The following is a 14,237-nucleotide window of genomic DNA, read 5'->3' as shown; positions in this document are numbered from 1 at the left end:
TTCAGCCCTGGTCCCCCAACATGAAAGCTCAAGCACTTTTTGCCCCAATGCTTCCTTCTTTAGGCATGAATAGTCCTGGAAATATCCATATAGATAGAAAGAAGGTCACATGCTATAATTTAGTGCGTTAACAATGAAAGTAACACACATATATAAAAGTAAGAAGGAGTGTTTCTTTGAATACATCAGCATACAAACAGGAATGGTTCGGTAACGTTCGGGGGGATGTTCTTTCCGGAATTGTCGTTGCCTTGGCATTGATTCCAGAGGCGATTGCCTTTTCGATCATTGCTGGTGTTGACCCAATGGTAGGTCTATATGCCTCATTCTGCATTGCCATCGCCATCTCATTTTTCGGCGGAAGGCCGGGAATGATATCGGCTGCCACTGGAGCAATGGCACTCGTAATGGTCGATCTTGTTAAAGATCACGGTTTGAACTATTTACTTGCTGCAACTATATTGACTGGTTTGCTGCAAATTTTACTAGGGGTTTTAAAAATCGGGAAATTAATGAAGTTCATCCCGAAGCCGGTCATGACTGGTTTTGTGAATTCTCTAGCCATCTTGATTTTCACGGCACAGCTTACCCATTTCGTGGGCGAATCATGGATCATGTATCTCATGACAGCCATTTCATTAGCTATCATTTATCTTTTTCCGCTGATCACGAAAGTCATACCTTCACCACTTGTCGCCATCATATTCATGACAATCGTTGCAGTTACCACGGGAGCTACGGTGCGTACGGTTGGGGATATGGGGCAATTGACTGAAGCCCTTCCGATGTTCATGCTTCCAGACATCCCTTTGACCTTCGAAACTTTGGCGATCATTTTCCCTTATTCCATAGCCCTTGCGTTTGTCGGGTTGCTTGAATCATTATTGACCGCTCAAATAGTCGATGAGATGACTGACACGGACAGTAATAAAAATAAGGAAGCCAAAGGCCAAGGGATTTCGAATATCATTGCCGGATGTTTTGGCGGAATGGCAGGATGTGCGATGATCGGCCAATCCGGTATCAACATTAAATCGGGAGGAAGGGGCCGGCTTTCCACTTTTGTAGCTGGCGCATTTCTTATGGTATTAATCGTGGTATTGAATGATGTCCTTGTTAAAATACCGATGGCTGCCCTTGTCGCAGTCATGATCATGGTTTCAATCGGGACCTTTGACTGGTCTTCCCTAAAGCGGCTCACTAAAGCTCCAAAGACGGATGCAGCAGTGATGATCGTGACGGTCCTCATTGTTCTTTATACACATGACTTATCTAAAGGGGTATTTGCTGGAGTGCTCTTGAGCATGATTTTCTTCTCGGCTAAAATTTCTAAAGTGGCTGTTGAGAAAACGGAAGACATCCATGCTAAGAAAATCATTTATCGTATCAGCGGACAAATATTTTTCGCTTCGGTTCAGGACTTTGTTTCTAAGTTCGATTTCAAGGAAAAAGCCGAAACGGTCATCATCGATTTTTCCCATTCTAAAATATGGGATGCTTCTGCAGTCGGTGCTGTTGATACGGTTGTCCTTAAATATCAGTTTCAAGGTACACCTGTCCAGGTGCAAGGCCTGGACGAGGAGAGTTCGTTATTGCTTGAAAAACTCGCCACCTCAGAAAGTAAAATATCTTGAAAAAGTATAATTCTGCTGAATAGAAACTTTTCAAACCGACAAAATAGATAACATGAAATATTTCCTTTTGAAAGGAGCGAAAAGCATGACATCCGATCAGGATTATACAGCAGCGAATCTGTCACCAGATTTATTGAATGAACTGAAAAGCTTTGAAAGCAAACTTGGCGAGGAAGCCAATAAAGAACTGATTGTCATCGCCTATGAAAAAGAAAAGGAAACCTTAAATTAAAAAAAAAGACTCAAACACCTTTAAATGGATGGTTGAGTCTTTTTTTAATGTACAGAAAAGGGGGCCCAAAGTATTGAATGGGCACCCCTTTTCCAATATTATTTACTGAATACGTCCGTTAAAACCGGAACGATTTGTTTTTTACGCGATACAACGCCCTCTAAGACGGCAATGTTATTGTTTAATGAAACGTCATATGCCTTTTCCACTGCATCAGCCGCTTTTCCAAGAGCCAAGGCCACAGAATCATTGGTCAAGATATCCGTTACGACGAATAGGAATAAATCCAATTCCTTCACAGCGATGACCGATTCAATGGCTGCTTCTATTTCAGCTTGCTTAGCAAGAACTTCGTTCGGATCTACAGCATTGACCTGAGCTATCTCCACTTTAGCCATTCCCATGGAGAATTCTTTTGCATCAAGAGTGATTAACTGGGCAATCGTCTTGTCGCTCAAGTCAGCTCCCGCCTTCAACATTTCCAAGCCATATGTTTCAGCGTTTACTCCCGCAATATCAGCCAGTTCCATAGCTGCTGCAACGTCTTGCTCTGTGCATGTCGGGGATTTGAACAATAAAGAATCGGAAATTATGGCAGATAGCATAAGTCCGGCGATCGCTTTAGGGACTTCAATGCCGTTTTCTTTATAGATTTTATTTAAAATGGTTGCCGTACAGCCAACTGGCTCCGCACGGTAATATAAAGGATCGCTTGTTTCAAAGTTAGCGATACGGTGATGGTCGATAACTTCCAACACACGGACTTGGTCAATATCTTCTGCACTTTGCTGGCGTTCGTTGTGGTCGACCAGGATCACTCCATCCGCTTCCCCTGCCACTTTTTCCACAAGGCGGGGAGCTTCGAATTTGAATTGGTCCAACGCATATTGAGTTTCACCATTCACTTCACCCAGACGAACTGGTTCAGCGTTGATACCTAGTTGCTTTTTAAGATCTGCATAAGCGATTGCTGAACAGATTGTGTCTGTATCCGGGTTTTTATGTCCAAAAACTAATACTTTTTCCAAGATTTTAACCCCTTTTTCATAAATATTTTTCCGCGAATCCCCTCATCGCAATAAGGGAGAGCCACCTTTACTATACACTTTATTTTAACACAAAATCCCGTAAATTCAGTGCTCAAATTACCCATTCCCCAATAAAATCTTTCATTCTCAATCCCTCTACCTTCACTTTGTCAATAGATAAGGGTTGGTTTTTCTCAAATATATTAGTTGAATTATCATCGTATATGGCTTACGATAATATAAGCAGAAATACTAGATATTGATTACACAAACAATACCAATAACTATATATAGAATATTTTATAATCCAAGGTGCCAGTGATGGCTGAAAAGGGAATCCGGTGTAAACCCGGAACTGTCCCCGCAACTGTAAATGTGACGAAATGAGAAACCACTGTATAGCTCTCTCTATACGGGAAGGACTCAAAGTAGGATGATCATGAGTCAGGAGACCTGCCTTGATTTTTTCATGTTTCTTATTCTTCGGGGATTGAGATGATGAAACGATAGTATAATGGCTATTTTTTCATGGTTCTTTTATTCTATCGTTTGATCCGCTCAATCCATTTGGGCGGTTTTTTTATTTTAGCGGAAGTTTACAAGGAGGATTATTAATGACTCAAACATATAACTCTACCATAAGCGAAAATGACACCGAAACGAATTCAATCCAGCTTGAGATGTTATCAAAGGAATTCGAAGGCCGTCTCGATATGGAAAAGTTCAAAAAGCGTTTTATAAAATGGCTTGATCGCAAAAGTGACTCAACCGATGAACAGGCATCAAAAAAACTGATTCAGCTCGCTCTTGAAAGTGTGGATATAGATGCTCCCGATTGGACATTCGTTGCTGCAGCAGAACTATTGAATACGATGTATAGGGATGCACAGGCAAATCGAGGTTATGAAGGCATGAGTTATGGCCCATTCTATGAACTGATCACGGAACTCTCGCAACTTTCAGAAGGCCAGCGTTATCCCATTTATAAATCAGAACTGCTAGCTTCTTATACGAAAGCGGAAATTGAGGAATTGGGTTCGGTGATCGACCCGGAAAAGGATAAATTATTTTCTTACATAGGCATCTACTTATTAAACGATCGCTACCTAGCCCGCCCCAAAAAAGACAAGGTCTACGAACTGCCTCAAGAGCGCTTCATGATCATCGCGATGGAAATCATGCGAATGGAAAAAACGGAGCATCGTCTTCAACTAATAAAAGAAGCTTACTGGGCTATGTCCAACCTTTATATGACTGTTGCGACGCCTACTCTATCCAATGCAGGTAAAACGCATGGACAGTTAAGCTCTTGTTTTATCGACGCAATTGAAGATTCCATTGACGGCATCTATCTATCTAACTACGATGCCGCAAAAGTATCAAAATTCGGCGGCGGTGTAGGTCTTTACGTTGGTAAGATTCGTTCGCTTGGTTCTGATATCCGAGGTTTCTCTGGAAACAGTTCCGGCACGACTCCCTGGATCCGGCTATTCAACCAGACAGCTGTCAGTGTCGATCAATTGGGGCAACGTAAAGGTGCCATCGCGATTTACTTGGATGCCTGGCATAAAGATATTATGAGCTTTCTTGATTTGAAGACGCAAAACGGGGATGACAGATTAAAAGCCCATGATATTTTTACAGGTGTATGTATTCCTGATTTGTTCATGGAGGCTGTACGCGACAGAAAAGAATGGTATCTTTTCGATCCGCATACCATCAAACAAACCCTTGGATTCTCACTTGAAGATCTTTATGACGAGAAGAAAGGCGAAGGAAGCTTCAGGAATCATTATGCACTTGCTGTCGAGGCCGCAGAAAATGGTACACTTCCAAACTATAGCTTTGAAAAAATCAATGCGATGGACATCATGAAAAGCATCATGATTTCTCAATTAGAAGAAGGCGTACCATATATGTTCTACCGCGATGAAGTGAACCGGAAGAATCCGAATAAACATAAAGGCATGATTTATTGTTCTAACCTTTGTACGGAGATTGCTCAAAACTTAAGCCCTTCGACGATCACGGATGAATATGAAACAGAAGATGGAGATGTCGTTGTGGTCCGTAAAAGCGGCGATTTCGTTGTCTGCAACCTATCATCCATTAACTTGCCCCGTGCGGTGAGCAGCGATGTTTTGGAGAGGTTAATTCCCATTCAGATCCGGATGCTGGATAACGTCATTGATGTCAATAATCTTCCGGTCAAGCAAGCATCCATCTCGAACAAACGTTACCGGGCAATTGGTTTAGGAACGTTTGGATGGCATCATTTACTTGCCACTCAGAATATTTATTGGGAATCGGATGAGGCTGTTCACTATGCCGATGCTTTATACGAAAAGATCGCTTACTTAACAATCAAAGCATCCAACGAGTTGGCCAAGGAAAAAGGATCATACCCATATTTCGAAGGATCGGATTGGCATACAGGGGAATATTTCGAACTTCGTGACTATACAGATCAAAAATGGATGGATTTAAAAGCAGATGTGCAGCAACACGGTACCCGTAATGGATATTTAATGGCTATTGCCCCCAATTCATCGACTGCTAAAATCGGTAATTCAACGGATGGAATCGATCCTTTGTATGAAATTGAATTTTACGAGGAAAAGAAAAACTTCAAATTCAAGGTGACCGCACCAGGATTGACGCCAAATACGTATGAATATTATAAAAAGACCCGCTTTAATTTGGACCAACTGGAGAGCATCAGGCAAAATGCAGCCCGCCAACGCCATATTGACCAAGCAATCAGCTTTAATCTGTATGTACACAACACAATCAAAGCGAAGGTCCTATTGGATATCCATTTAACGGCGTGGGAATCCGGGTTGAAATCAACGTATTATGTTCGTTCGACTTCTTCCGAATATGACAATGCCTGCGAAAGCTGTTCTAGTTAACGACGATCATAACCTTAGTAATCTATTCTTAAAGGAGTTTTCACGAATGACCAATCATATAAAAAAGATCCGGATGCTGGAACCAACGCATCCAACTAAAGCGACCGGTGTTTTCAAAGGAGAAGCTTCAGGCTTTCTCCTTTGGAACGATATTCAGTATGAGAAATTCTATGATACCTATACACAGCTCATCAATAACTTTTGGAAGCCTTCAAGCGTGAACATGATTCAGGATAAAAAGCAGTGGGGAGAATTGGACGAAGATATCCAGGACGCTTTTCTTGATATCCTTACGATGATTGCTGGAATGGACAGTCTACAAACGCCTACTTTAGTAGAAATCCTTCGGTACATAAAGGATCCTGCGGCAAAAGCTATCCTGGCAAACATGGCCCAGCAGGAATCCATCCATAATGAATCCTATTCCTATATCCTTGCTTCCCTGATACCGGTAGGCAAGCAAAAACAGCTTTTCGACCGCATTAAAGAACATCCGGAAGTGATTAAGCGTAATCAACCGATCGTGGATGCCTATCAAAAGTTCGTGGACGATCCAAGCCCTCAGCATTTATTCGAGGCACTGATCCATTCAACGAACCTCGAAGGGATTTATTTCTACCTGGCTTTCGCCTTCTATTATAATTTAGGACGCCAGAACCTTATGACCGGCTCGGCTACGATGATATCCTATATCCATCGCGATGAAATGGTCCATTTCGATTTCATTGGCATGCTCGTTCAAATCTTGATGTATGAATATCCAGAGTTAAATAATGAAGAAAACACGAAATTCATCTATAAAACGATTGAAAAAGCCGTCGAACTCGAAAAGGAATGGTCTGAATATATGCTTGAAGATATCCAAACCAAAGCCGATCTCGATTTGGAAGAGTTCAACGAATATATCGAATATATCGCCAACAAACGGCTTCGCATGCTAGGCCTTGAAAACTTGTATAAAGAGTATAGTGAAAACCCGATGCCTTGGATCAAAACGTTCGATGATGAATCCATCGGCCTTACCAAAACCGATTTCTTCGAACAGAAGTCAAGGACCTACAGTCAAGTAAATGCCAGCAATGGATTCGATGAGCTATAAAATCGCCATTGTCTATCATTCTGCTGGAGGAAATACAAAAGCTCTTGCTGAAGCCATCGCTTCCCTATTACCTGGAGCTGGACTATATCAACTGCATGAATTCGATTTAGGTACATTGCCCGATTACGATGCATTGATCGTCGGTACCTATACATGGGGAAATGGAGAGCTTCCTGCCAAATCAGCAGCCCTTTACAAAGAACTGGAACAGTTGCCTATTGCTCATCTGAAAACGGGAGTCTTCGGCACTGGTGAAACCAACTATAATCATTTTTGTGGGGCGGTCGATCATTTCCGGGACATGTTATTCGCCAAAAGCCAGTTAGCGGTGACACTGAAGATAGAACAGATGTATCAAGAATCAGACTTGCCCAGACTTCAAAAGTTCGCCTCACTATTCCAGAACTGATTGAAAGGGATATGCGTTTTCGCATATCCCTTTCAGTATTTTTTTAAAATTTGTCTCCCTATATCATAGCAGCGGTAAGCATGAAGTATAATGGAATAAAAAGGGGATAATATCCAATGACTGAAAATTTAACCCAGTTCCTGCCTATCCTGTTTATGTTAGTGCTTGTCGTATTCGTTATATTCATCGTTTTTTACCTGGCAGGGCATTTTAATCGTTCTAAACGGATCGAGGAAAAATTGGACAAAGTATTAAGGGAAATGGCCGAAAAAAAAGAAGAATAAACGTGGTTTCCCTTTTAGGGGAAAATAAAAAGACTCCAGTATCGGAGTCTTTTTTTATATGCGTTCAATTATTTTTGAACGTTAGCTGCTTGTGGTCCACGAGCGCCTTGCTCGATTTCGAAAGAAACTTCTTGGCCTTCTTCAAGAGTTTTGAAGCCTTCGCCTTGGATAGCTGAGAAATGTACGAATACATCGTCTTGGCCTTCAACTTCGATGAAACCGAAACCTTTTTCTGCGTTAAACCATTTTACTTTACCTTGTACCATGATAGTTCCTCCTGTGTTTGGAAAAATCCATTTTATTACTATTTTTGGTTCTGGATAATGTTTCAAGAGGAATCCTATAACAGTAAATCCTTCTATCAAACTTATTCCGAACAAAAATAATTACTCATATTATATCATGGAAAATCCAAAAAAAACAAGATTATCGCAGTAATTCCACCGACAAATTATCCTAAAATTCTACATTTTCCGCTTCTTGCTTTGACGGAAACCTTCGTCCAATAAGTAGCGCTCCGCCTCTACTGGACTCTCGAAACACTCCTCAAGATTCGAGCCTGAATACACGTTCCAAAGCTGATCTTCCCTTTCAAGTGAAAGCTCTTGCTTTTCACGGCCAATCCATGTTCCTTCCACCCTAGCGAACTCGTTTTCCTCTTCTTCGATTTCAACAGGAGGTTCAGAAAGATAATCCATGCTTTTTTGAATCAATTCTTTTAATTCCGCTTCATTATAGTCACGTATATTGATAAATCCTTTACGGTCAGTATCTTTTTTTCTCATATGGCCAGCGTAAACGAATCCATTTCCATTGGGATGCAAATGCTGAACGACTATCTTTTTCTCCTGGACACTTTCTGGGTAATGGAAATTCACACGCCCCAATGAAACGTCTTTTCGCTGTAATTCCGGAAAAGTTTCAATGATGCTCAATTTTTCTTCAAATGTTAACAAATTTCTTCCTCATTTCATTAGTTCATATTGTTTGTCGATTATAACACAGACTGATAAGAAACAATAATCTCCCTCTTCCTTTATAATGTAATGAAAGGAAGTGATATGATTTGATCATGAAAATTCGGGACTTGGATTCCGATTTTGGCCAGCAGCTTTTTAAACTTCAAAAAAAATCCTATACGGTGGAAGCGGATTTGATCGGCTTTGCCGATATCCCTCCTTTATTGGAAACATATGAACAATTCATTCATTGTAATGAATCGTTCATATGCTTTTTAGAAGGTGATGCCTTAGCTGGAGCGATATCCTATACAATAGAAAATAGACTAATGCGGATTTGCAGAATGATCGTCCATCCCGCTTATTTTCGTCAGGGTATTGCGGATGCCCTTTTGAATGACCTTCAATTACAAGGCGGCTGGGAAAAGATATCCGTTTCGACCGGTAAAATGAACCTGCCTGCACGGAAGCTATATGAAAAAAACGGCTTTACCCATAAAGAAGACATAGAAGCCGCACCTAATCTTTTCATAAGCATATTTGAGAAACAGCATTCATTTTATGTACGTCACGACAAAAAGCATCATGAATGAGATGACGATGATCACAGCAACCCATAGCCAGGCCAATGTCATATTCCCGGAGTCCATGGCGACATATATCGCGGTTGGTATGGTTTGTGTCTGTCCGGGGATGTTTCCGGCAAACATTAGTGTCGCCCCGAATTCCCCCAATGCACGTGCAGAACTCAATATGGCACCTGTGACGATGGATCTGACTGCCAATGGAAGGGATACAAAAAGGAACAATCTCCACTCGCCCGCCCCGTCAACTCTTGCTGCATTTTCGATTTCTTCATCAATACCTTCAAAGCCTGTTTTAGCGGATTGGTACATAAGCGGAAAAGCTACCACGGTGGATGCAATAACCGCCGCCCACCAAGTGAACATTAGGGGCTGATCAAAAACCCTTTCGATGAATTGGCCTGGCATTCCATTCTTCCCAAAAATCACAATCAATAAAAAACCTACGACAGAAGGTGGCAAAACGAGCGGCAATAAAAATGCTGTTTCCAACAGGACTCTTCCCCTGAATTGCTTTTTAGCCATCATTCGCGCCAGGATAATCCCAAAAATGAAAACAAGGATACCCGCTAGTCCCGCCACCTGTATCGATAGCCTGACAGGTGACCAAAAATCCCCTGTCATGGTATTATCCGCACATCCATGTAAAATATCAGCCTATGCAGGTCCTTGATCGGCCATATCACCGAATCGTTTTTTTTTTCATTAAAGGCAGATTGCATTTCATTTTCTCCCTTTCCTTTTGAAATAACTATTAAGTTTATTTTTCTTGACATCTTGCTGACACATAGGAACGTTAAAGTAAGAGTATCACAAATATAAAAATAATTTCATCCAATAAACTTTTAATTTTGAAGGAGTCGATTTTAAATGGTAACAATTTATACTACTCCAAGCAGTTTAGCCTGTCGTAAAGCAAAAGCTTGGCTTAAGAAAAACGAAATTTCCTACAATGAACGCAACCTATATTCCCAACCTCTTTCTATTGAAGAAATAAAAGAGATTTTACGTAAAACGGAAGGCGGAACAGATGAAATCATCTCAACCCGTTCCAAAAAATTCAAAAGCCTGAATATCGATATAAATAGTACACCACTTAATGATCTTTGCAAGCTTATTCAAGATAACCCGGATTTACTTCGCCGTCCGATCATTTTCGACTATAAGAACTTGCATGCTGGATATAACGAAGAAGAAATGGGACGTTTCCTTCCAAGGCAGGTCCGTCATGTACAGTTATGGCATGCAATCAGCCAATTGGCTTAATCAGTTAGCATGTACACAGTACCATAAAAAGGGTTGTCCGATAATGGACAACCCTTTTTTTATATCTGATCCGCTTTCTCTATAACGATCGTGAAGGTGGTGCCTTGTTCATTGCTTTCCTTAAGCACAAGATCTCCCTTTTGCGCTTTTGCTAGCATCTTACTGAATGGCAGTCCCAGACCTAAACCGCGTACCTTCTACTTTTTGTTTTCACCTCAAGAATGGTTCAAACACATACTGTTGTTCATGTACAGGAATTAAAATAACTTTCAAGTTTATTTTTCTTGACATATTGCTGACACAAAGAAACGTTAAAGTATGAGTATAACAAATACACAAAAATAATTTCATTCCATAAACATTAACACTTTGAAGGAGTCGATTTTATATGGTAACAATTTATACTACTCCAAGCAGTTTAGCCTGTCGTAAAGCAAAAGCTTGGCTTAAGAAAAACGAAATTTCCTACAATGAACGTAATTTATATTCACAACCACTTTCTATTGAAGAAATTAAAGAGGTTTTACGTAAAACAGAAGGCGGTACAGATGAAATCATCTCAACCCGTTCTAAAAAATTCAGAAGCTTAAATATCGATATAAATAATACACCATTAAATGATCTTTGTAAGCTTATTCAAGATAACCCGGATTTACTTCGCCGACCAATTATTTTTGACCATAAGAATTTACATGCCGGTTATAACGAAGAAGAAATGGGACGCTTCCTTCCTAGAAAAGTACGTCATGTTCAATTATGGCGTGCAATCAGCCAACTGGATTATCAACCATCCCACATCGGTGCATAATAAGAGGGTTGTCCATTAAAGCGGACAACCCTTTTTTCTATATCTGATCTGCTTTCTCTAAACTAATAGTAAACGTCGTCCCTTGTTCATTACTTTCTTTCAGCACAAGATCTCCCTTTTGCGCTTTGGCAAGCATCTTGCTGAATGGCAGTCCTAAACCTAAACAACGTATCTTAAGCTTTTTGTCTTCACCTCGATAAAACGGTTCAAACACATACTGTTGTTCATGTACAGGAATTAAAATAATTTTTAAGTTTATTTTTCTTAACATATTGCTGACACAAAGAAACATTAAAGTAAGAGTATCACAAAAACAAAAATAATTTCATCCAATAAACTTTTAATTTTGAAGGAGTCGATTTTAAATGGTAACAATTTATACTACTCCAAGCAGTTTAGCCTGTCGTAAAGCAAAAGCTTGGCTTAAGAAAAACGAAATTTCCTACAATGAACGCAACCTATATTCCCAACCTCTTTCTATTGAAGAAATAAAAGAGATTTTACGTAAAACGGAAGGCGGAACAGATGAAATCATCTCAACCCGTTCCAAAAAATTCAAAAGCCTGAATATCGATATAAATAGTACACCACTTAATGATCTTTGCAAGCTTATTCAAGATAACCCGGATTTACTTCGCCGTCCGATTATTTTCGACTATAAGAACTTGCATGCTGGATATAACGAAGAAGAAATGGGACGTTTCCTTCCAAGGCAGGTCCGTCATGTACAGTTATGGCATGCAATCAGCCAATTGGCTTAATCAGTTAGCATGTACACAGTACCATAAAAAGGGTTGTCCGATAATGGACAACCCTTTTTTTATATCTGATCCGCTTTCTCTATAACGATCGTGAAGGTGGTGCCTTGTTCATTGCTTTCCTTAAGCATAAGATCTCCCTTTTGCGCTTTTGCTAGCATCTTACTGAATGGCAGTCCCAGACCTAAACCGCGTACCTTCAACTTTTTGTTTTCACCTCGATAGAATGGTTCGAACACATATTGTTGTTCATGTTTTGGGATTCCCCGGCCACTGTCCAGTACATCAATGCAGATTCGTTCTTCACCCGTTTCATAAAGGTGAATCACTATTTCCCCGTTGCCATCAAGTGCATGCCTGGCATTATTCAAAAGGTTAATGACGATTTGCTGCATCCGCAATGAGTCAATTTGACCAAAGACCGGTTCATCAGGAACTTTTATATCAAAAGCGAACGCTTGATCATCCTGGGTCACTTGCCAGCGATAGGCGATTTCCTTGATGAATATATTGATATTCTCTTTCTGCACCCGAATTTTAAAAGCACCTGCCGATATGGCATTATAATTAAGTAAATCCTCTATCATACCTTGTAGACGTTGAGTTTCCTTTAAAGAAATATCGAGGAATTCCTTACTTTGCTCTCCCGTAACGACATCATCCTTAACCGCTTGTATAAGTCCGCTAATGGAAGTGACTGGCGTTTTCAAATCATGGGTTACACCTGCAAGCAATTCCGCCCGCAACTTCTCCATGACCTTCAATCGATTGGTCATTTCCTTAAACGATTCTATCAGTTCATAAATTTCTTCTTCCTTGATTTCCTCTTCCTCTTTGAAATGGATATCATAGTTGCCTTCTCGAACCTGGACAGCGGCGTTAGCTACATCTTGGATTGGCCGCGAAATCTGCCTGGAAAGAAAATAAATGACTCCCGTCCCCAGAACTAGAAGGCCTCCAATCATGATCGCCAACAAGCCATGATCTTGGTTGATTTCCTTCAATGCCCCTTCTTCCTGTGCAATGACGACCCAACCTCTCGTCTCATCGTTAAACGTAATGGGGGATTTGACGACATATACTTTGTTGTCGGAAATCTTGACCTTCTGGACTAACTCCCTATTTTTCATAATGACGTCTGGGAGTTTATTATCATCCGGATCGATATACAATTGAGGCATCGTATAAATGATGCTGGCTTCAGGGTCGACAATATAGATGATTGGCTGTTGGTTCAGATGAAGGATTTTCTCCCTTTCCTCAACAATCTCCGAAAGGACCGGACCAACGACAATCTGACCATTTTCCTTTATCGCCCGATCGGATGTTTCATCAGCTAAGTACTTAAGCAGGCTAAGCCTATATTCCAAAGCTGTTTTTTCCATCCACCACAAGGAAAAAACAGACAATAATATCAAACCTGAAATCAAGGTCAATACGTATCTCTTAGTCCAATAGCGTTGTAAAGTGGTTCTTTTTTTAGTTTTCATAGACACTCAATTGATACCCCAATCCACGCAATGTTTTTATTTCCCCCTCAGTTACAGGCCATGCATCTATCGCCTTCCTGATTCGTTTGATAGCCAGGTCCACCGCACGGTCACTGCCATCATAATCCATGCCCCACACTTGATCGAGCAGCTGTTCTCTCGTGAAAATTTGATTAGGGTGCTTTGCGAAAAAAATGAGCAGCGACAAATCACGCGGCGTCAAGTTAATTTCTTCCCCATCCAAATGCACCATATAAGACTGATCATCGATGGTTAAACTCCCAAACTCATGTACATGATCACCTTCTGCAACAACCGATGAGGATCTTCTTAAAACGGCATGCACCCGGGCCACGACTTCTTCGGCAACAAATGGTTTGGAGATGTAATCATCCGCACCTGACTTAAATCCCGATAATCTGTAATCGACATCGGTAAGTGCAGTCAACATGATAACCGGACATGTATCTTCCTCCCGTATTTCCTTCAATATATCCCAGCCTTCCTTACCAGGCAGCATGACATCAAGCAGGATAAGGTCTGGCTCTGTTTCTTCAAAAACCGGAATGGCCTTTAGTCCATCGTATACTTGGACTACATTAAAACCTTCACGCTCCAAATATGCTTTCAATACCATGGATATGGCAATTTCATCTTCTACTACAAGAATTTTCTTCATATAAGGATTCCTCCTTCCTGAATTATAGTTGAACAATTTTGTATATGCTAATTATTAAAATCATCAGAGCTTTTTCCCTCAATCTTACCCTTTTA

The 14,237-nt window shown here is 40.6% G+C and carries 17 protein-coding genes and 1 riboswitch; of the genes, 10 read left to right on the top strand and 7 right to left on the bottom strand.

Going from position 1 to position 14,237, the window contains the following annotated elements; genetic code table 11:
* The first annotated feature begins 176 nt into the window (after positions 1 to 176).
* Entirely contained in the window at positions 177 to 1,634 is a 1,458-nt protein-coding gene (locus tag N9I19_RS05555; RefSeq protein WP_089363744.1) for a SulP family inorganic anion transporter, read from the top strand.
* Between the two features lie 85 nt (positions 1,635 to 1,719).
* The gene (locus N9I19_RS05550; protein ID WP_155727240.1) at positions 1,720 to 1,866 is read left to right on the top strand and encodes a hypothetical protein; all 147 of its coding nucleotides are present in this window, start codon (positions 1,720 to 1,722) and stop codon (positions 1,864 to 1,866) included.
* Between the two features lie 98 nt (positions 1,867 to 1,964).
* Here N9I19_RS05550 and N9I19_RS05545 read toward each other — a convergent pair whose 3' ends face one another.
* A complete protein-coding gene (locus N9I19_RS05545; RefSeq protein ID WP_061461933.1) occupies positions 1,965 to 2,894 on the bottom strand; it encodes a manganese-dependent inorganic pyrophosphatase in 930 nt (309 codons plus the stop codon).
* A gap of 293 nt (positions 2,895 to 3,187) precedes the next feature.
* Positions 3,188 to 3,369, top strand: a riboswitch (cobalamin riboswitch).
* 139 nt (positions 3,370 to 3,508) lie between these two features.
* Between N9I19_RS05545 and N9I19_RS05540 the strand changes: the two genes are divergently transcribed.
* From N9I19_RS05540 to N9I19_RS05525, 4 genes are all read left to right on the top strand, one after another.
* Positions 3,509 to 5,806: a ribonucleoside-diphosphate reductase subunit alpha gene (locus N9I19_RS05540; RefSeq protein ID WP_317777206.1), complete on the top strand. Its 2,298-nt coding sequence runs from the start codon at positions 3,509 to 3,511 to the stop codon at positions 5,804 to 5,806.
* Between the two features lie 46 nt (positions 5,807 to 5,852).
* Positions 5,853 to 6,905, top strand: a complete 1,053-nt coding sequence (locus N9I19_RS05535; RefSeq protein ID WP_061461932.1) for a ribonucleotide-diphosphate reductase subunit beta — start codon at positions 5,853 to 5,855, stop codon at positions 6,903 to 6,905.
* Positions 6,877 to 7,314, top strand: a complete 438-nt coding sequence (locus tag N9I19_RS05530; RefSeq protein WP_317777205.1) for a flavodoxin domain-containing protein — start codon at positions 6,877 to 6,879, stop codon at positions 7,312 to 7,314. Before N9I19_RS05535 ends, N9I19_RS05530 begins: the two co-directional genes overlap by 29 nt.
* Positions 7,315 to 7,430: 116 nt before the next feature.
* Positions 7,431 to 7,598, top strand: coding sequence for a hypothetical protein (locus tag N9I19_RS05525; RefSeq protein WP_155727238.1), 168 nt, complete (start codon positions 7,431 to 7,433; stop codon positions 7,596 to 7,598).
* Positions 7,599 to 7,666: 68 nt separating this feature from the next.
* Here the strand turns inward: N9I19_RS05525 and N9I19_RS05520 are convergent, their stop codons facing one another.
* A complete protein-coding gene (locus tag N9I19_RS05520) occupies positions 7,667 to 7,864 on the bottom strand; it encodes a cold-shock protein (protein WP_028393295.1) in 198 nt (65 codons plus the stop codon).
* A 198-nt stretch (positions 7,865 to 8,062) separates the two neighbouring features.
* The gene (locus N9I19_RS05515; protein ID WP_317777204.1) at positions 8,063 to 8,554 is read right to left on the bottom strand and encodes a hypothetical protein; all 492 of its coding nucleotides are present in this window, start codon (positions 8,552 to 8,554) and stop codon (positions 8,063 to 8,065) included.
* A 116-nt stretch (positions 8,555 to 8,670) separates the two neighbouring features.
* Between N9I19_RS05515 and N9I19_RS05510 the strand changes: the two genes are divergently transcribed.
* Positions 8,671 to 9,150 (top strand): GNAT family N-acetyltransferase, encoded by a 480-nt coding sequence (locus tag N9I19_RS05510; RefSeq protein WP_250211813.1) that lies wholly within the window; start codon positions 8,671 to 8,673, stop codon positions 9,148 to 9,150.
* On the opposite strand, the gene modB is transcribed toward N9I19_RS05510, so the two are convergent.
* Positions 9,112 to 9,765 (bottom strand): molybdate ABC transporter permease subunit, encoded by a 654-nt coding sequence (gene modB, locus N9I19_RS05505; RefSeq protein ID WP_317777203.1) that lies wholly within the window; start codon positions 9,763 to 9,765, stop codon positions 9,112 to 9,114. The two genes, N9I19_RS05510 and modB, sit on opposite strands and share 39 nt — an antisense overlap.
* Positions 9,766 to 10,011: 246 nt before the next feature.
* On the opposite strand from modB, the gene spx (N9I19_RS05500) reads away from it, so the two are divergent.
* Together spx (N9I19_RS05500) and spx (N9I19_RS05495) are read left to right on the top strand one after the other, a co-directional pair.
* Positions 10,012 to 10,407 (top strand): transcriptional regulator Spx, encoded by a 396-nt coding sequence (gene spx, locus N9I19_RS05500; RefSeq protein ID WP_284471583.1) that lies wholly within the window; start codon positions 10,012 to 10,014, stop codon positions 10,405 to 10,407.
* A gap of 388 nt (positions 10,408 to 10,795) precedes the next feature.
* On the top strand, positions 10,796 to 11,215 hold the full coding sequence (gene spx, locus N9I19_RS05495; RefSeq protein ID WP_089365147.1) for a transcriptional regulator Spx: 420 nt from the start codon (positions 10,796 to 10,798) through the stop codon (positions 11,213 to 11,215).
* Between the two features lie 37 nt (positions 11,216 to 11,252).
* On the opposite strand, the gene N9I19_RS05490 is transcribed toward spx (N9I19_RS05495), so the two are convergent.
* Complete coding sequence (locus tag N9I19_RS05490) at positions 11,253 to 11,486, bottom strand: ATP-binding protein (RefSeq protein ID WP_317777202.1); 234 nt, start codon at positions 11,484 to 11,486, stop codon at positions 11,253 to 11,255.
* A 94-nt stretch (positions 11,487 to 11,580) separates the two neighbouring features.
* Here N9I19_RS05490 and spx (N9I19_RS05485) point away from each other — a divergent pair, with 94 nt between their 5' ends.
* Positions 11,581 to 11,976, top strand: a complete 396-nt coding sequence (gene spx, locus N9I19_RS05485) for a transcriptional regulator Spx (RefSeq protein WP_284471583.1) — start codon at positions 11,581 to 11,583, stop codon at positions 11,974 to 11,976.
* 59 nt (positions 11,977 to 12,035) lie between these two features.
* On the opposite strand, the gene N9I19_RS05480 is transcribed toward spx (N9I19_RS05485), so the two are convergent.
* A complete protein-coding gene (locus N9I19_RS05480; protein WP_317777228.1) occupies positions 12,036 to 13,463 on the bottom strand; it encodes a HAMP domain-containing sensor histidine kinase in 1,428 nt (475 codons plus the stop codon).
* Positions 13,453 to 14,142 carry a response regulator transcription factor gene (locus N9I19_RS05475; RefSeq protein ID WP_061461922.1) on the bottom strand — a complete coding sequence of 230 codons (690 nt, stop codon included), beginning with the start codon at positions 14,140 to 14,142 and terminating at the stop codon, positions 13,453 to 13,455. Before N9I19_RS05475 ends, N9I19_RS05480 begins: the two co-directional genes overlap by 11 nt.
* Positions 14,143 to 14,237 lie beyond the last annotated feature (95 nt).

The organism is Peribacillus sp. CSMR9, from assembly GCF_033141925.1.
GTDB classification, from domain to species: domain Bacteria; phylum Bacillota; class Bacilli; order Bacillales; family DSM-1321; genus Peribacillus; species Peribacillus simplex_A.
This window is presented reverse-complemented; position numbering and strand designations above follow the sequence as displayed.